Here is a 17,489-nt window from a genome sequence, read left to right as displayed (position 1 = left end):
GGCTCAAGCCCCGGTCAGGGCGATAATGCCCGCCTGACCGCCGAACAGCCCGCTCTCGCCACGATGGTGGGCGCGGCGGGCGGAGAACAGGCGGGCCTCTTCGCCATAGGTGCACAGGGGGGAGCGTTCGATCGCGCCCTCCGGCACACCGGCCAGCACCAGCTGGCGGCGGCAGGCCTCGGCGACATCCAGCTGGGCGCCGCCTTCCGGATCGCGCGGCGAGACGATGCCACCGGTATTTTCGAACGCCGCCTCGAACGCGGCCACGACTTCCGGTCCGACGCGGTAATTCGCGGGCGATATCGACGGGCCGATGGCGGCCAGCAGGTCGGCGGGACGCGTGCCATAGCGATCCGTCATGGCATCGATCGTCGCGGCGGCGACATTGACCACCGTGCCGCGCCAGCCGGAATGGATCGCCGCGACGGCACGGCGCACGGGATCGAACAGCAGGATGGGCGTGCAGTCGGCTGTCTGGCAGACCAGACCCAGGCCGGGCCTGTCGGTGATCAGCGCATCGCCCTCGCCCGCCGGCTGATCGCCCTTCGGCCAGCCCTCGACAGCAACGACATCGCGGCCATGCACCTGCACGGCAAAGGCGAGATGATCCAGCCCCAACGCCGCGCGCACGCGCTCGCGGTTTTGCGAGATATGCGCCGGATCGTCGCCGCGCGACCGGGTGAGGTTGAGCGAGGCATAGGGGCCCTCGCTGACACCGCCCGTACGCGTGGTGAAGGCGTGGACGATGCCGGGCCGGTCGAGCACCGGCATGCGAATCAGATCGAGCGTCATGGACGAAATCCTAGCCGTCCCCGGCCCAGATCATAGCCCTCGCCGGCGGCCCGGATGTCCGCGATGCGCTGCTCGAAGCGCGACCAGTCATCGGCCGCGTCGATCGCCGACCAGGTCTCCTCGACCACCTCGATCGTCATCGCGACCGGCTCGTCCTGCCCGAACACGGCATGGCCGAGCCGTTCCGGACGCACCGGATCATGCGCCGCCATCGCTGCGCGCCAGGCGTTGAATGTGTCGCCGGCATAGGCCGAGGCCCGCGGCCCCGACATTGCCCGCTCTGCCGAGGCTTCGCCGCAGAACCAGTCGAAGATCACGCCTTCCCAGGGCAACTGCGAACCCTCCATGAAGGCCAGAAACGCCCGCAGCAGCGCCTCGTCCGCCGCCTCTCCCGCCGACGCCAGGCCGAAGCGGGCCAGGAAAGCCTCCAGCAGGGCTGTGCGGTAGATGGCGGGGAAGCCGGCCAGGGCGGTCTCCAGGTTGGACCGGTCGCCCACCAGCGACAATGCGCCGGCGAACTGCTGCAGCGCCCAGTACACGGCCTCCGGCTGACGCGCGAAGCAATAGAGCCCGGAATGGTCGAAATAGGCCGCCGTGAAGCCGGGCTCGTAGTGCGGCAGGAAACGCCAGGGGCCATAGTCGAAACTCTCGCCGGTGACATTGATATTGTCGGTATTGAGCACGCCGTGCACGAAGCCGGCGGCCATCCAGCCCGCCGTCATCCGGGCGTTGGCGGCAATCACCGCCTCCAGCAGCGCGGCAGGGCGGTCTTCAGCCTCGGCGAGGCCGGGATAATAGCTCTCGATCACATGCCCGATCAGGGCCTCGACCCGCTCGGACGCGTGTTCGAAGGCATGACGCTGGAACGTGCCGAGACGGACGTGGGAATGACCGAGCCGGGTGAGCACGGCCGAGCGTGTCGGCGAGGGCTCATCATTGCGCTGCAGGGCCTCGCCCGTCTCGAACACGGCAAAGGCCTTGGAGGTGTAGACGCCCAGCGCCTCCAGCATCTCCGCCGCCAGCACTTCGCGCATGGCGCCTTTCAGCGTCAGCCGGCCGTCGCCGGACCGAGACCAGGGTGTCGTGCCCGAGCCCTTGGTCGCCAGGTCCAGCAGGCGGTCCCGGTCGTCGCGCAATTGCGCAAACAGGAAGCCGCGCCCGTCGCCGAGATCGGGATTATAGGTGCGGAACTGGTGGCCGTGATAGCGCATGGCGCGCGGCTGCGGCTGGTTGTCCGGCAGGGGTTCGAAGCGGTGGAAATGCGCGGCGCGTTCGGCCGCATCCAGCGCGTCGAGGCCGACAGGCCCGGACCAGCGGTCATTCCAGAAGCGCAGATGCGCCTCGGGGAAACCGGCCGGACGCACCGGGTCGGAGAAGTCTTCGCCGAGGGCCGCGAAGCGCGGATCGGGGCGGTAGGTCGCGGAAACGGTCATGCTACCGAGCTAGGCGCTTGCCCGCCCGAATGCAAACGGATCAGCCGCGCAGCCCGTCGCCCAGCGCCACGGCGGCGGCATCGACCAGCGCCTTGGCGCCCGGCAGCACGGCCGTGAGATTGAAATAGCCGTGCGGCAATCCCTTGCCCAGCGTGTAGTCGACCGGCAGGCCCAGCGCGATCAGCCGGTCGCGATAGGCCTTGCCCTCATCCAGCAGCGGGTCGAGCTCTGCCGCAAAGATATGCGTCTTCGGCAGGCCGGCCAGATCGCTCTCGAACAGGGGCGAGACCCGCGGATCCTTTGCCAGCTCCGGATCGGGCAGATAGGCCAGCGCGATCTTCTCCAGCGTGAAGGCCGCCAGCAGGTGGCCCTCCAGCGCCTTCAGCCGCGGCTTGCGCCGTTCAACCAGCTGCAGCAGCGGATAGATCAGCAGCTGGAAGCGGATCTGCTCGCGCCGCGCCTGGGTGAGCATGGCGGCCAGGCCACCGCCCGCACTGTCACCGGCCACGGCGATGCGCTGCGGGTCGGCGCCGGCGCGCGTCTGGCCCTCATCCGAGACCAGCCAGTCGAAGGCGGCCAGCGTGTCCTCGATCGCGGCGGGAAAGGGATGCTCCGGCGCCAGGCGGTAATCGATCGCCATCAGGCGTGCGCCGCTGTGCGCGGCCAGCCGCCGGCATTCGCGGTCATGCGTGTCCAGATCGCCGATCACATAGCCGCCGCCATGCATGTAGAGCGTCAGCGGCGCCGGCCCCTCTGACCCGAAGGGAATGTAGAGACGCACCGGGATATCGCCCGCCGGCCCCGGAATGGCGAAGTCCTCGACCGCTTCGAGATCCGGCGCCTTCACATCCATGTGCGGCGTGGCGTTGCGCAGGGCCTGACGCATGCGCGGCGCCGTACGGGCCGGTTCGAACGGGTCTTCAATACCGAATTTGACGAGGGCCTCGGGCCATTGGGTCGTGTCCATGGATGTGCAGTTAGCACAGGCCCGTGACAGCGCAACTGCGGTGTGGCGGGATGCCGCTGGCCGCGCCTCCCCTGAACCGGGGAGACCGATTGTCCAGCGCTTGGCCTAGTTTTCCCGAAGACCATGATCGGACGGGAGAAATACATGTTCAGAACGCTTGTCATCCTGGGGCTCGCCCTGGGGTTCACACCGGCCGTCCAGGCCCAGCAATCGCCATCCCAGGCCGCGTGTGCCGCCGGCGATGGCGAAGCCTGCTTCTATACCGGCGCCGAATACGCGCAGGGCCAGGGCGTGCCGGAAAACAAGCAGCGCGCGGTCGACTACTTCCTGCGCGCCTGCAATCTGGGTGTGCCGGATGGCTGCAACACGGCCGGCTATCTGATGAGCGTCGGCGAGGGCAATCTCGAGCGCAATGTCGAACTGGGCGTGGAATACATGGCACAGGCCTGCACGATGGGGCATGAGGATGGCTGCAGCCGCTCGCTGGGCCATTTCATCAGCGCCAGCTCTCCGGCACGCAATTACGGCCGCGCCGTCGCCACGGCCCGGGCCGGGTGCGAGGCGGGTGTCCGGAATCCGTGCCTTTGGGGGCTGGACTGGAGCTGGGACGGCGATTCCGGTGACCATCCGGACATGATCAATCTGGAAAATGCCGCCTGGTTCGCCGAACGCGCCTGCGACCGCTACCGCGACATCAAGGGCTGCGACGTCGCCGCCCGCGTCTATGCCAATCCGGAAGCCGCGACGTTCGATCCGGAAAAGGGCCTGCGCTATTCCATGATCCGCTGCGACGAGCAGCAGAGCGGCGGCGACTGCCGCAATGTGGCGGCCGTGTATGTCAGTATCGACGAATACCGGCTGGGCGCGACCTATTACGAGCGGGCCTGCTCGAACGGTCATGCCAATTCCTGCGACATGGCCCGCCAGTGGCAGACCTATTTCCGCGACCAGGCCGCCTATGAAGCCAATATGGCCGCACTGAACGCCCAGATCGAGGCGCCGCTGGCCCAGGGCCGCTATGGCGATGCCGTGTCGGCCGCGATCAATACCGCCCGCTCGCGCGATCTGGCCGAGCGCGCCATCCTTGCCGCCCGGCAGGCCGGCCGGATGGGCGATATCGCGACGAATGATCTTTATGCTGCTGCGCTGTGGTTCTCGTCGGGCCCGGTACGCCAGGCCGCCGATGCGGAACTCGCGGCGCGCGGAACCGGGCTGGAGGGCCGTTTCGGCACCGGCACCAACTCGCCGGGCGCCGCCGATGCACGCTGGCGCGAACTCTACGGCTCGAGCGCGCCGACCTATACATCGTCCAGCGCGAGCTCCACGCCGCCGCCGATGGCAAGCGCCGCGGATATCTCTGCTGCGACACGGGACCGCTATCGCTATGCCCACTGCGTGATGAGCGGCAGCAATACGAGTGCGCAGGTCTGCCAGTAGGCGAGCGGGAAGAGCCGTGCGGGCGTACCGGCAGCGGTGCGCCCGCAAACCATTTTAGTGCACCGTGATATCGCCTTCACGGGCAAGACGGCCGGCCAGCGCGTCTTCCATCACCGAGCGCAAAGCGCGCCAGGCATCGGCGCCCTCGGGCTGGCCCTGCTCGTCCAGATCCGTCACCGCCTCGTCGGCATAGCCGATCGCCTGGGGGCCGTGCAGATCGACCATGGTCCAGGCGATCTGGCGGATATCTTCGACGGTGATGTGGACGCGCGGGGTCATGCAACGGGCTCCTGTGGACGGGTCTGCCAGACACAAGAGCAAGGGCGGGGCCAGATCGGAACTCCGATTACATATAACAATATCTGATAGTTAGATCAAATTCACCCGAACCGCCCGGGGGTCAGCCCTGCCCTCCGGACGATTTTGCCGAGTCGTTCCGACCGGGTGCGTATCCGCCGCTGTCGAGATAGGCGATTTCTTCCGCGGTCGAGGTCCGCCCCATCGCCTCATTGCGATAGGGGAAGCGCCCGAACCGCTCGATCACCTCGCGATGCTTGCGGGCATGGTGCAGGGTGGAGCCGGTCTCCAGCCGCTCCTGCGCCAGCGCGATGCAGCGATCCTGATCGGCCAGGGCTTCGGAATGCATGAAGGGCAGATAGACGAAGGCGCGGCGATCCTCGGCGATGGCCCAGTCGAGACCGCGGGCGATCATCGACTCGGCGATATCGCGCGCCAGCGGGTCGAACTCGAAGGCCTTGCCCGAACCGCGCCAGACATTACGCGGAAACTGGTCGAACAAGAGGATCAGCGCCAGCGCACCCTCGGCATCGTCGAGCCAGGGATGGGAACCTGTGCGATAGCGCACGGCCTCGCGCTCGATCGTCTTGCCGAAGCGCCGGCGCAGCACGGCGTCGAAGGCGGCGGAGACCGCATACCATTTCGCCGGACCGGCGTCCTCGAACCAGAAATCGATAATGTCCTGCGGCGTCGGTTCGGAAAGGCTCATACGCGAAGGGCTCCGGACTGGATCTGCTCATACAGCTCCGGGGTCAGGGTGACATAGCGCCCCTCGCCGGGATGGTCGAACAGGATCGTGTCCGAAATCGCGGCCGGATCAAAGCCTTCCTTCACCAGATCCACCTTGCGGAACTTGAAGGTGCCGGTCGTGTCGGTCTGCGGCTGCAGGCGCAGGAAGAGCGGGCAGGCATAGGCCGGCAGCTCGGCGTGCACATGGGCGTGCAGCGCGTCGAAGTCGACCCCGCCATCCGACAGGACCAGCGCGGCCATGCCGGCGCGGCCGGAATGGCCGTTGACCTCGACACCATAGACATTGGCCTGCTCGACCCCCGCCACGCTCAGCGCTTCGGCCACCTCGCCGGTCGCCACGTTTTCCGACTTCCAGCGGAAGGTGTCGCCGACCCGGTCGACGAAATAGTAATAGCCCAGCTTGTCGCGCGTCATGAGATCGCCGGTGCGGAACCAGGCATCGCCCTCTTCATAGACATTGCGCAGGATCTTCTTCTCGGTGTCTTCCTTGCTGCCATAGCCGTCAAAGCGGAAGCGGGCGTCGTCGGTGTCGATCTTGCCGATCGCCTCGCCCACCTCGCCGGGCGCACACTGGATACAGAACCCGTCCTCGCCGCGCATCGGTTTTTCCGCCTCCATGTCGAAACGGACGAGATCGATATTGAAGCGGGATTTCAGATAGCCGGGCACGCGGCCGATCGATCCGGGCGTGTTGTCGGTGTTGACCAGGCCGACATTGCCCTCGGTCGAGCCGTAGAATTCGACGATCTGGGGCAGATCGAACCGGTCCTGGAACTCCTCCCAGACCTCGCGGCGCATGCCGTTGCCGATGGCGACGCGCAGCTTGTGCTGCTTTTCCTCGGGCGTCTCGGGCGAGTTGACCAGGAAGCGGCACAGCTCGCCGACATACATGAACATGGTGGCGCCGAAGCGCTGTACGTCGGGCCAGAAATTCGTCGCGGAGAAACGCGGCCGGATGATCAGCGCCCCGCCGAAACAGATCGCGCAGCCCACACCGCACAGCCCGCCCGTCGCGTGATACAGCGGCAGCACCATCATCATGCGGTCGGTCTCTCGCGCCTTGGCGACAATGGCGAAGACGTGGAGATAGTAGAGCGCGCGGATATGCGTCATCAGCGCCGCCTTGGGCAGGCCGGTCGTGCCGCTGGTGAACATTTTCAGCACCGCGTCTTCCGGCTTCACCGTGTCGCGCAGGATGGGATCGGGCCGTTCCGACGACTGCGCCGCCAGGGCCGCGTCGAAGGACTGCGCCCCGTCAAGCTCGCCGTCGAACACCCAGGCGCCGATCTCGCCGATACCGCAGCCGCGGGCGCTCTCATAGGCGCCGGCCAGCTCGCCCTCGACGATGGCATGCTTCGTTTCGCCGATGGTCAGGCAGTGGGCAAGGGAATGACCGGTGAGCTGGTTGTTGATCAGCGAGATCACGATGCCGACCTTGGACAGGCCGAACCAGATCGCGATGTATTCCCAGCGATTGCTCATGAACAGGGCGACCGTGTCGCCGGGCTTCAGGCCCCGGTCCAGCGCCCAGTGGGCGACCCTGTTCGCATAGGCGTCGAACTGGCGGTAGGAGATCTCGCCATCGTCCAGCAGGGCCATGGGCCGGTCGGGATAGCGGTCGACGGTCGCCTCGATCTTGTCCGGCACGCGCACGCCGGAGCCCGAGCCCACCTTGCGGATCTCGCGCAGCACGCGAAGCATGCCCGACACATAGTCGAACTCGCGCTTGATCGCGCCGAAAACGCCCATCGATTTCCTCCCGTTTTGCCCAGCAGAGTAGGTAGGGCCCCCACCCGGTCAAGCACAACAGGACGACTGCGGCGGCAAGTGTGAAACGTGTTTCAGAACATGTCCGGGAATTTCCGCGTCAACCGGCCGGTCAGCGCCGGTAGCGCGTGCCGGCGCGGCCGGTTTCAGCAGCGAGCGCAAGGCAGACCGCCAGCAGCGGAAGGTCTTTCAGGAGGAAATGTCCCGCCGGCGCCAGCGCCGGGAAACCGCCCAGCTGGCTCTCCCAGGATCCGGAGAAGGTGACCAGGAAGGACAGTGTCACACAGAAGGTCACCGCGGCCAGGAAGAGACCGGTCCGGTAGGCGCGGGTCGAGAACCAGTAGCCGGCGAGCGCCGCGACCGTGAACAGCTCGATCGCGCCGATCGCATAGGAGGTGCCCTGCACACCGATCAGGCCGGGCATCCAGTAGAAGAAGAGGTGCGAGCGCACGAGCGGCTCGATACCGGCGGCCTCGGTAGCGGTGAATTTCATCGCGCCGATCCAGCCGAGCACCAGCACCAGCCCGGCCCACATCACCAGCTGCGCCCACACCCGCATCTGCGAATACCGGTTGGAGAACATGCGGGTATTGTCGAAGGAGCCGCACCACAGGGCGAGACCGAGAATGGCGAGATACTTGATGATGTCCTGCCCCGCGCCGATCGCCGGAAAGCCGCCCTCGGCCGCGCTCCAGACCGGATTGGTCGCGATCAGCGTCAGCGCACCGGCGCAGAACAGGCCCAGCATCGCAAAGCCGATGCGCCGGAAACCGCCGGAAGGGATGGGCAGGCCGATCAGCACCGCCATGACGATCTGGTACACGCCGATCGCCCGCGCCGCGGAGGAGGCCTGGTCGGACACGTCCGGCAGCATGGCATGGCCGTCGAGCCAGCCCGCCGTGATCGCCGTGCCGACACTTGTGAAGTCCATGGCGCCGAACCACAAGAAAGTCAGCGCCAGCGCGAAACGCGCGAAAATCAACGCACTACCCGGTGACAGCAAGGCCCGCCTCCTCAAACTCACCCCGTCCAGCTGGCCGTGACCGGACGCTAGCACTCCGGACCGCATCTGACGAGGCCGCGAACACGTCCGCCGATCAAAAGTTGCAATTGGTAGCGTGAAAGCGCTGGCTGGCGGTGGTGGATGGCGTGAGGGGGGGGGATGGCGCTTGTGAGGAGCAGTCCGCCTTCGCCCGCTCGCGTCGCTCGCATTCGCGCTGCGGGTGGCTTGCCACCCGAAGCCCGAAGGGCGAAGGGTGGTGCCCCTGGTCAGACTCGAACTGACACTCCTTGCGGAAACGGATTTTGAATCCGTCGCGTCTACCAATTCCGCCACAGGGGCTTTCGGGGCGGGGCGAGAGCCGCCGCCCGAGCGCGCCGCAAGCTGACCGCGAAGCCCCGGCAAGTCAACAAGCCATTGCGCTCGACGGGACGGGCCGCGCTGGCTAGTGTCCGCGTATCTCGACACCGTTTGTCAGGACACCATCCGCATGACCGATGCAGCCGAAAACCGGGGGCTCCTGTCGGCCCTGGAGGCCATTGCCGCAGACACGGGCGAGGAGGGTTGCACGCTTGGCGAATTTGTCGATGCCCTCGGCGAGCGCGCTTTCGGCATCATCCTGTTCGCCATGGCCCTGCCTGTCTCCATCCCCTTCCTCTATGGCGTGCCGCAGATCATGTCGCTGCCGATGATGGCGCTGTCCGCCCAGATGGCGATGGGCCGCGACGAGCCCTGGCTGCCGGCACGCTTCAAGGCGCGGCGCCTGTCCAAGGCCGGACTTGACCGCATGGCACGCAGTGGCCGCAAATGGTTCGGCTGGCTGGAAGCGCTCGCCCGGCCGCGCCTGAGCTTTCTCTCCGGCCCGTCCGCCGAGCGCGCGATCGGCGTTATCTTCATGATCTTCTGCGCCTCGATCCTGGTGCCGCTGCCGGCCACCAACACCACGCCGGGCATCGCGCTGGCCATCGCCGCGCTGGGCCTTCTTACCCGCGACGGGCTGCTGATCATCGCCGGCCTGATCCTGGGACTGGTGTGGATCACGCTTTTGTTGGTTTTCGGCTATGCCATGATTGATATAGCCAAGGACTTCCTGCGGTCCCTGGTTTAGCGGGCCGGAAGGTCTGTGCGAATTGGTCGCGGTACATGTTTCGGGCCCGGCCGCTAGATTGCCCGGTACTTGCAACAATGGACACCATGACACCTGTTCTGACCCAGTTCCCCCTTTCGCGCTGGCCCCTGCTGATGGCAGGCGGTTCGCTTCTGCTGCTCTTCGGCGCCTGGGGCTTCCAGTATATCGGCCACTACGACCCCTGTGCCCTGTGCTACGACCAGCGCCATATCCACATGGCGGTGATCGCGCTGGGCCTGGCCTTCGGCGGCCTGATGATCGCGCGGCCGGGCCTCGCCCGTTTCGCGCCCTTCATGATCTTTGCCGTCGCGGCCGTGCTGCTGTTCTCGGCGGGCTTTTCGGCCTGGCATGCGGGGATCGAGTACAAGTGGTGGGCCGGTCCGGAAACCTGCACCGCCTCGGGCGGCGGCAGCGTGTCGGTCTCCGACGTGCTTGCCGCGCTGGATGGCCAGCGCCCTGTCGTGATGTGCGACGAGGCCGCCTGGACGCTGCTGGGCATCTCGATGGCAGGCTATAACGCGCTGATCTCGGCGGCGATGGCCGGCCTGTCGATCGCCGTGGGCATCCGGGGGCTGAAATCATGACCGCGCAACGCGCACCGCGCCCGCCCCTGCCCGGCCGCCGCCGCGACCGGACGCGTATCGAGCAGATGGTCCGCGTCGACCATGCCGGCGAATACGGCGCCGTGGCGATCTACCAGGGCCAGCGCGCCGTGTTCGGACAATTGCCGCACAAGGCCCGCATCGCGGCCCAGCTGGAGGAGATGGAGGCCGACGAACAGCACCATCTCGACACGTTCGACCGGCTGATCTTCGAACACGACGCCCGCCCCACCGCGCTGGCCCCCGTCTGGGACGTCGCCGGCCACGCTCTGGGCGCCGTCACCGCGCTGATGGGCGAGAAGGCGGCCCATGCCTGCACCGAAGCCGTCGAGACCGTCATCGAGCGCCACTATGCCGGCCAGGTCGCCGAGCTGAAGGCGATGGGCGAGGACGAGCTGGCCGAGCTGTTCGAGAAATTCCGTCTGGAAGAGATCGAGCACCGCGACCTCGCCGTCGGGGAAGGTGCAAAGGAAGCCCCCGGCTACGCCCTCCTCTCCCGCGCCATCCAGGCGGGGTGCAGGATCGCGATCAGGGTGTCCGAGCGGGTTTAGGGACCCTACCGCCCCAAGACCATCGTCATCCCCCGGCTTGTCCGGGGGACCTCAACCACCCGGCGTCCTGAATGTGACGCCGGCCGGTTGGATCATGGCTCACGTGATGGACGAGGTCCCCCGGATCCCTGCTGACGCAGGGCCCGTGGGATGACGGTGCTGGAGTGCATGTAGCCCACGCCCCCCTAAACCACCGGCAGCCGCACGGCGAAGACCGTTCCCGCCTCGTCGCTCCCGACAAGTTCGACATCGCCGCCATGGGCGCGGGCGAGTTCGCGGGCGATGGAGAGGCCGAGACCGGTGCCGCCCTTGCGGACCGAGCCGGAGAAAGCCTCGAACAGCCGCTCGCGCGCCCTGGGCGGCAGGCCGGGGCCGGTATCGCGGATCTCGATGACGGCCTGGCCGTCCACAAGGCTTGAAGTCGCGGCAAGCGCGCGCTCACCGGCCTGTTCCTGCATCGCCTGGATGGCGTTGCGGCACAGGTTGAGAAACAGGCGGTGCGCCTGGTCCGGATCGGCATCCAGCAGCAGCGTGTCCGCGACCCGGTTGTCCCAGCTGACGCCGGAGCCCGCCAGACCGGCATCGGCCACCACCTCGTCCAGCAGTGCCCGCGCCGGCACGGCAGCCCGCACCGGCGGTGTTTCCTCGGCCCGGCCGTATTGCAGCGTCGCCTCGCACAGGCGGATCCCGCGATCCACGGCGCGCACCAGCCGCTCGCCCATCTTGCGCACCCGCCCGTCGCTCTCGGTCGCCAGACGGTCGGAGACCAGCTGGGCGCTGGCCAGCACATTGCGCAGATCGTGATTGATCTTGGCGACAGCCCCGCCGAGCGCGGCGAGGCGTTCGCGCTGGTGCAGCGCCTGGCGGATATCCGCCTGCATGCGCGCCAGCTCCGCTTCGGCCTGGCCGATCTCGGTGCGCGCGCCGGACGGCCGGATCGCCCGGGCCGGGTCGGACGGGTCGGCGCTGAAATGCGTCATGGCCGCCGCCAGCCGCCGCATCGGGCGCACGAAGAGATAGAAGAGCGCGGCATAGATCACCGCTCCGGCGATCGCGGCACCGATACTGGCCCACACCAGCAGCCAGCGCGAAAAGGCGTGCAATTCTGCCCGCAGCGGCGTTTCGCGCACAATCACGTCGATCGTCTCGCCTGGCGCCCCCATCGGCTCGGCGCGGATGCGCAGCAGCCGGCCCGGCGGGGCGAACAGCACATCGACCGTGTCGCGAAGATGGGTGAACCAGCCGGCCTTGCGCAGATCCGTCTCCACCAGCCCCTCGCCGATCGGACCGGAATAGAGCACCAGCTCGTTCATGCCGTCGCGCACACGGGACACGGCGACGGCATCGGCGCCCATCAGCAGCGCCCGCACCTCGTCCTCGCCCAGCGCCCCGCCCGGCGCCACATCGGCCGCCAGCGCGGCCAGGTGCGCCGCCTCGGCACGGTCGCTCATCCATTGCATGCGAAAGCCGGCGGCGGCGGGAAAATAGATCAGCGCCACACCCGCCGCGATCAGGCCCAGCGTGACCATCAGCAACTGCCCGGGCAGGCTGTCGATCAACGGCCTGACACCCCGGCGGGGCGGCGGCTGGCCTTCCTCGCTCGGGCGGGAAGAATCGGTGTCCGGATCGTTGACCATGAGCTGGCAGGCCGAATAGCCTAGGCGTCCGGGCGCGGCAAGCGGAAGGCGATGAGCGGCCGGCCTGCCTGGGTCATGCTGGCAAACAGCGTTTTTGCCTGCGCAATCTGCGGCACCCGCCCTTGACGTGGCCGGATGGGCCGCGTATTAGCCGCCGCTCTCGAATTGAACGCCGATGGAGCGCGACCGTGAAACGCACATTTCAACCGTCCAAGCTCGTCCGCAAGCGTCGGCACGGCTTCCGTGCGCGCATGGCGACGAAAAACGGCCGTCAGGTTCTGGCCCGCCGCCGTGCCAAGGGCCGCAAGCGCCTGTCCGCCTAAATCCGATGGACACGCAGCCGCTGGCCGTTAATCGGCTGAAAAAGCGGCGCGAATTCCTGTTCGTCGCCCAAGGCAAGAAAGCCGTCCGGTCCAGCGTCGTTATCCAGGCGCGAAGACGGGACGGCTCTTCTTGTTTGTGCGATACGGTCGGCGCAGGCTTCACCGCCACGCGCAAGATCGGCGGCGCAGTCGTCCGCAATCGCTGCAAACGCCGTTTGCGCGAGGCCGCAAGGCTGCTACTCCCCCTCCACGGACAGCCCGGCTTTGACTATGTATTCATCGCGCGTGCGTCCACGTCCGCAAGGGACTGGCCGCGTCTGATGGGGGATGTCAAAAGCGCACTGGTGAGCCTCGCCGAAGACGCGGCTCCGGGTGGCAAGGGACAAACAGCCTGAAAGGCCGAGTTTTCATGGGCGAAGAACAACGCAATCTGTTTATCGCGCTGGGTCTGATCCTGGCCATCATGCTGGGCTATGAGTTCTTCTTCCTGCGCCCTGCCCAGGAAGCCCGCGAGGCCGAGCGTCAGGAAGCCCTGGAAGCCGCCGGCGAGCTGGCCGAGGCCGATCCCGACCTGCAATTGCCCGACACCGAAGCGGCGCCCGCCTATGAAACGCGCGACGACGCGCTGGGCGATGTGCAGCGCGTGGAGATCGAGGGTCCGGCCGTACTCGGCTCGCTGTCGCTGACCGGTTCGCGCTTCGACGATATCCGCCTGCGCCGCCACACGGTCACCGTCGACAACGACACCCCGATCGCCCTGCTCAACCCGATCGGTACCGAACACACTTTCTACGCCCGCGACGGCTGGCAGTCGGCCACGCCGGGCTTTTCCGACCTGCCGGGCAATGCGGCGGAATGGACGCTGGCCTCGGGCAGCCGCCTGACGCCGGAGACGCCCGTCGTGCTGGTCCACGAGACCGCCTCGGGCCTGCGCTTCGAACGCACCGTCTCGCTGGACGAGAACTACATGTTCACCATCGCCGACACGGTGACCAACAATTCCGGCCAGCCGGTCGACCTGGCCCGCTACGGCCTGGTGCGCCATGAAGGCATTCCCGAAGACCTGGTGAAGAATATCGCCGTGTTCGAGGGCCCGCTGGCGGTCGTCGACGGCGCCGTGACGCGCACCAGTTTCCAGCGCCTTGAAAAGGGCGAGGGCGAAGAAGAAGTCTCCGGCACCGGCGGCTGGGTCGGCATCACCCAGCGCTACTGGATGGCCGCCGCCATTCCCGACCAGGACGTCGCCTTCACCGCCAATTTCCGCATCCGCGAGCGCGGCGCCGTCGACGCCTATGAGGCGACCTATATCGAGGCGACGCGCGAGCTTGCACCGGGCGCCTCGATGACCTCGACGGCCTATGTCTTCGCCGGCGCGAAGGAGCTGGACGTGCTCGACGCGGTCGAGGAAGACTACGGCATCGAACGCTTCGACATGTCGATCAACTGGGGCTGGCTGTGGTTCCTCACCCGGCCCTTCGTCTGGCTGCTGCACCTGCTGGAAGGCGTGACCGGGCATTTCGGCCTGGCCATTCTCGCTCTCACCCTGATCATCAAGCTGGTGATGTTCCCGCTGGCCAACCGCGCCTACGCCTCGATGGCGAAGATGAAGGCGGTGCAGCCGAAAATGCAGGAGCTCAAGGAGCGCTATGCTGCGGATACCCAGAAGCAGCAGCAGGCGCTGATGGAGCTGTACCGCAAGGAGAAGATCAATCCGCTGGCCGGCTGTCTGCCGATCCTGCCGCAGATCCCGATCTTCTTCGCGCTCTACCAGACCCTGTTCAACGCCATCGAGATGCGCCACGCGCCCTTCTTCGGCTGGATCCGCGACCTGTCGGCACCCGATCCGACGAATATGTGGAACCTGTTCGGTCTCATCCCCTACGACCCGTCCGGCATCTGGCTGATCGGCGGGGTTCTGGGCATCGGCGCCTGGCCGATCATCATGGGCATCACCATGGCCGCCCAGCAGGCGCTGAACCCGCCGCCGCCGGACCCGATGCAGGCGCGCATCTTCGCCATGCTGCCGATCGTCTTCACCTTCGTGCTGGCGCCCTTCGCGGCCGGCCTGGTGATCTACTGGGCGTGGAACAACTTCCTCTCGGTCGCCCAGCAATACATCATCATGCGCCGCCACGGGAACGAGACCCAGCTGGACAAGCTGATCAAGCGGCTGCAGGGCAAGGCTTCGGGAGACCAGTCCTGACGGGCGACGACGATCTCGATCTGGCAGCGGGGCGGCGGCTTTTCTCGCGGCCCTGCACCTTCATCATGGGCGCGGTCAGCCTGCAGCAGCTGCCCGAGCCCGACCGCACCGAGATCGCCTTTGCCGGACGCTCCAATGTCGGCAAGTCCTCGCTGATCAATGCCCTGACGCGGCAGAACAATCTCGCGCGCGCCTCCGGCGAGCCCGGCCGCACGCGCGAGCTGAACTTCTTCAATGTCGACGACACCGATCTGCGCATCGTCGACCTGCCGGGCTATGGCTATGCCAAGGCGCCCAAGGACGTCGTGGAGAAGTGGACCAGGCTGACGCGCAATTTCCTGCGCGGCCGGGTCAATCTCAAGCGCGTCTACCTCCTGATCGACAGCCGTCACGGTCTCAAGACCGTCGACGAGAAGATCATGGACGTGTTCGACGAGGCGGCCGTGAGCTACCAGATCGTCCTGACCAAGACCGACAAGATCAAGCCGCCGGCGGTGAAACGCATCACCGAGGAGACGCTGCAGGCGATCATGAAACGCCCGGCGGCCTTCCCGCGCGTCGTCGCCACCACCAGCGCCAAGGGCGACGGGATCGATGTGCTGCGGGCGGAGATCGCCGCCCTCCTGCCGGAGTTCTGATGCGATGATGCGCCTGCCGGTCCGGATCGCCGCCTGCCTCGCCCTCCTCGGCCTTGCCGCGTTTGCGGCGCCGCGCGCCGGGGCCGCCGAGATCTGCAACGAGACCAGCTATGTCACGCATATCGCCGCGGCCTGGGCGGTCGAGGGCGGTGTCGCCATCGAGGGCTGGACGCGCGTGCGCCCGGGTGAATGCGCCGAGGTGGCGCAGGAAGTCGATCTGGACGCCAGCACCCAGCCCCTCTTCTTCTACGCCAAGTCCACCACGGCCTATCTCGGCGGCGTGCGCGAATGGCGCGGCACGGTGCCGCTGTGCGTCGACGAGACGGATTTCCAGGTTGTCGCCAATACGCGCTGCGCCGCCCTCGGCCTGGCCTCGCGCGACTTCTTCATGCGCGAGGGCGATGCGCGCGAGCGCACCGTGCTGGTCGAACCGTCCGAATTCGGCCGCCGCGCCCAGGTCGCCGGCATCCAGCGCCTCCTGCAATCGGCCGGCTATGCCGTGACCGGCATCGACGGCTATGACGGCCGCTCCACGCGCCGTGCCGTCGCGCGCTTCCAGTCCGAGGCCGGCATTTCCGGCAATCCCGGCGATGCCGCCCTGATCGACGCCCTCGAGGCACGCGCCCTGGAGCGCAATGCCGGTTCCGGTCTGATCGTGTGCAACGAGGCCGACGGCGATATCGCCACGGCGATCGGTCACCGCGCCGGCGAGATCTGGCAGTCGCGCGGCTGGTGGCGCATCCATGCGGGCGAATGCGCCCGCCTGCTCGCCAGCCGGCTGGAGACCGACAATGCCTTCGTCTATGCCGAGCGTGTCTCGGGCCAGGGCCGCCGGCCGATGAGCGGCGGCAATGAGCGCTTCTGCCTCGCCCCGGCCCGATTCGTCTCGGAAGGCCGCACCGAGTGCGCCGAGCGCGGCTATACCGCCGCCGGCTTCCGCCGCGTGCCGCAGCCGGAAAACGGCGGCGTGCGCGTCACCCTCACCGAGGCCGATTTCCAGGGATTGCGGCAATGAGCGAAACGCAGACCGGTATCCAGGACGGCCAGGAAGACGGCAAGGAAGACGGGCCGCAAGGCGCCGACCTCACCCACGCCACCCATTGGGTGTTCGACCTGGACAACACGCTCTACCCCTCCAGCGCGCCGGTGATGAGCCAGGTCGACCGCCGGATGACGCAATTCGTCGCCCAGCTGCTCGCCCTGCCCGAGGACGAGGCCTACCAGGTCCAGAAGCACTACTGGCGCACCTATGGCACCACGCTGAACGGGCTGATGGCCAATCACGAGATCGACCGCAGCGCCTTTCTCGACTTCGTGCACGATATCGATGCCAGCGTGATCGATCCCGACCACACCCTGGCCGGCCGCATCGCCGCCCTGCCCGGCACGCGCCTCGTCTACACCAACGGCTCGCGCCGCCATGCCGAGAATATTCTCGGCCGCCTCGGCCTGACCCATCTGTTCGACGATATTTTCGATGTCGAGGCCGCCGGCTTCACGCCCAAACCCCATCGCGCGGGCTTCGACCGCTTCACCGCCCGCTTCGACGTCCCCGCCGCACAATCCGTCTTCTTCGAGGACTCGGTGCGCAACCTCAAGACCGCCCACGAAATGGGCTTCACCACCGTCCTCGTCCGCGCCAAGGAAGGCCCCCGGGACGAGGAAAGCGCCGGCCCGGACGAACACCCCGAGCATGTCCACTATGCGGTGGATTGTCTGAGTACGTTTCTGGGGGGTGTGCGGGTGAAGGGCAGCTAACGCCGCGACCGCCCATGCCTGTCATCCCGGATGGGCGCCGTCGACTGGCCCGTCACCGAGAGCATCCGGTTGAGACCGTTATAGCTCGCCGCCTCGTCGAAATTGACGAAGTCTGTCCAAGCATAGCCGGTATTGCTGTCCAGGCATAACCGGTATTGCTGTCCGTCCGGCTGGTGATCTGGCCGGCCGGATTGTGACTGAAGGT

The 17,489-nt window shown here is 67.2% G+C and carries 18 protein-coding genes and 1 tRNA gene; 10 read left to right on the top strand and 9 right to left on the bottom strand.

From position 1 onward, the window contains the following. Positions 1-3: 3 nt before the first annotated feature. From pgeF to PKE71_RS07915, 3 genes are read right to left on the bottom strand one after another with little or no spacing between them, the layout of a single operon-like run. Positions 4-792 carry a peptidoglycan editing factor PgeF gene (gene pgeF / locus PKE71_RS07925; protein WP_271186416.1) on the bottom strand — a complete coding sequence of 263 codons (789 nt, stop codon included), beginning with the start codon at positions 790-792 and terminating at the stop codon, positions 4-6. Further along, positions 789-2,225, bottom strand: coding sequence for a protein adenylyltransferase SelO family protein (locus tag PKE71_RS07920; RefSeq protein ID WP_271186415.1), 1,437 nt, complete (start codon positions 2,223-2,225; stop codon positions 789-791). Before PKE71_RS07920 ends, pgeF begins: the two co-directional genes overlap by 4 nt. A 40-nt stretch (positions 2,226-2,265) precedes the next feature. Continuing rightward, a complete protein-coding gene (locus PKE71_RS07915) occupies positions 2,266-3,192 on the bottom strand; it encodes an alpha/beta hydrolase (protein WP_271186414.1) in 927 nt (308 codons plus the stop codon). A gap of 144 nt (positions 3,193-3,336) precedes the next feature. Here PKE71_RS07915 and PKE71_RS07910 point away from each other — a divergent pair, with 144 nt between their 5' ends. Next, positions 3,337-4,629, top strand: coding sequence for a tetratricopeptide repeat protein (locus PKE71_RS07910; protein ID WP_271186413.1), 1,293 nt, complete (start codon positions 3,337-3,339; stop codon positions 4,627-4,629). 54 nt (positions 4,630-4,683) lie between these two features. Here PKE71_RS07910 and PKE71_RS07905 read toward each other — a convergent pair whose 3' ends face one another. From PKE71_RS07905 to PKE71_RS07885, 5 genes are all read right to left on the bottom strand, one after another. Then, on the bottom strand, positions 4,684-4,908 hold the full coding sequence (locus PKE71_RS07905; RefSeq protein ID WP_271186412.1) for a hypothetical protein: 225 nt from the start codon (positions 4,906-4,908) through the stop codon (positions 4,684-4,686). Between the two features lie 121 nt (positions 4,909-5,029). Beyond that, complete coding sequence (locus PKE71_RS07900) at positions 5,030-5,635, bottom strand: DUF924 family protein (protein ID WP_271186411.1); 606 nt, start codon at positions 5,633-5,635, stop codon at positions 5,030-5,032. Next, on the bottom strand, positions 5,632-7,425 hold the full coding sequence (locus tag PKE71_RS07895; protein ID WP_271186410.1) for a long-chain-acyl-CoA synthetase: 1,794 nt from the start codon (positions 7,423-7,425) through the stop codon (positions 5,632-5,634). The genes PKE71_RS07900 and PKE71_RS07895 overlap by 4 nt, the downstream gene beginning before the upstream one ends. Before the next feature lie 130 nt (positions 7,426-7,555). Next, entirely contained in the window at positions 7,556-8,446 is an 891-nt protein-coding gene (locus tag PKE71_RS07890) for a DUF417 family protein (protein ID WP_271186409.1), read from the bottom strand. Positions 8,447-8,700: 254 nt separating this feature from the next. After that, positions 8,701-8,785 (bottom strand) — tRNA-Leu (locus PKE71_RS07885). 148 nt (positions 8,786-8,933) lie between these two features. Here PKE71_RS07885 and PKE71_RS07880 point away from each other — a divergent pair. The 3 genes from PKE71_RS07880 (at position 8,934) to PKE71_RS07870 (ending at position 10,725) form a co-directional block, all read left to right on the top strand. Continuing rightward, positions 8,934-9,551: an exopolysaccharide biosynthesis protein gene (locus PKE71_RS07880; RefSeq protein WP_271186408.1), complete on the top strand. Its 618-nt coding sequence runs from the start codon at positions 8,934-8,936 to the stop codon at positions 9,549-9,551. An 86-nt stretch (positions 9,552-9,637) separates the two neighbouring features. Then, positions 9,638-10,156, top strand: coding sequence for a disulfide bond formation protein B (locus tag PKE71_RS07875; RefSeq protein ID WP_271186407.1), 519 nt, complete (start codon positions 9,638-9,640; stop codon positions 10,154-10,156). Further along, positions 10,153-10,725, top strand: coding sequence for a demethoxyubiquinone hydroxylase family protein (locus PKE71_RS07870; protein ID WP_271186406.1), 573 nt, complete (start codon positions 10,153-10,155; stop codon positions 10,723-10,725). Before PKE71_RS07875 ends, PKE71_RS07870 begins: the two co-directional genes overlap by 4 nt. A 185-nt stretch (positions 10,726-10,910) precedes the next feature. Here the strand turns inward: PKE71_RS07870 and PKE71_RS07865 are convergent, their stop codons facing one another. Continuing rightward, positions 10,911-12,362, bottom strand: a complete 1,452-nt coding sequence (locus PKE71_RS07865; protein ID WP_271186405.1) for a sensor histidine kinase — start codon at positions 12,360-12,362, stop codon at positions 10,911-10,913. A gap of 188 nt (positions 12,363-12,550) precedes the next feature. Between PKE71_RS07865 and rpmH the strand changes: the two genes are divergently transcribed. The 6 genes from rpmH to PKE71_RS07835 all read left to right on the top strand — a co-directional run bounded on the left by rpmH (position 12,551) and on the right by PKE71_RS07835 (position 17,284). Further along, positions 12,551-12,685: a 50S ribosomal protein L34 gene (rpmH, locus tag PKE71_RS07860; protein ID WP_271186404.1), complete on the top strand. Its 135-nt coding sequence runs from the start codon at positions 12,551-12,553 to the stop codon at positions 12,683-12,685. 5 nt (positions 12,686-12,690) lie between these two features. Next, a complete protein-coding gene (gene rnpA / locus PKE71_RS07855; RefSeq protein ID WP_271186403.1) occupies positions 12,691-13,080 on the top strand; it encodes a ribonuclease P protein component in 390 nt (129 codons plus the stop codon). A gap of 14 nt (positions 13,081-13,094) precedes the next feature. Then, the gene (gene yidC / locus PKE71_RS07850) at positions 13,095-14,888 is read left to right on the top strand and encodes a membrane protein insertase YidC (protein WP_271186402.1); all 1,794 of its coding nucleotides are present in this window, start codon (positions 13,095-13,097) and stop codon (positions 14,886-14,888) included. A 65-nt stretch (positions 14,889-14,953) separates the two neighbouring features. Further along, on the top strand, positions 14,954-15,526 hold the full coding sequence (gene yihA / locus PKE71_RS07845; RefSeq protein WP_271186401.1) for a ribosome biogenesis GTP-binding protein YihA/YsxC: 573 nt from the start codon (positions 14,954-14,956) through the stop codon (positions 15,524-15,526). 4 nt (positions 15,527-15,530) lie between these two features. After that, complete coding sequence (locus PKE71_RS07840; RefSeq protein WP_271186400.1) at positions 15,531-16,541, top strand: DUF1036 domain-containing protein; 1,011 nt, start codon at positions 15,531-15,533, stop codon at positions 16,539-16,541. Then, positions 16,538-17,284, top strand: a complete 747-nt coding sequence (locus PKE71_RS07835) for a pyrimidine 5'-nucleotidase (protein WP_271186399.1) — start codon at positions 16,538-16,540, stop codon at positions 17,282-17,284. The genes PKE71_RS07840 and PKE71_RS07835 overlap by 4 nt, the downstream gene beginning before the upstream one ends. Positions 17,285-17,489: the final 205 nt, after the last annotated feature.

The sequence above is a fragment of the Maricaulis virginensis genome, assembly GCF_027922185.1.
Lineage (GTDB): Bacteria > Pseudomonadota > Alphaproteobacteria > Caulobacterales > Maricaulaceae > Maricaulis > Maricaulis virginensis.
This window is presented reverse-complemented; position numbering and strand designations above follow the sequence as displayed.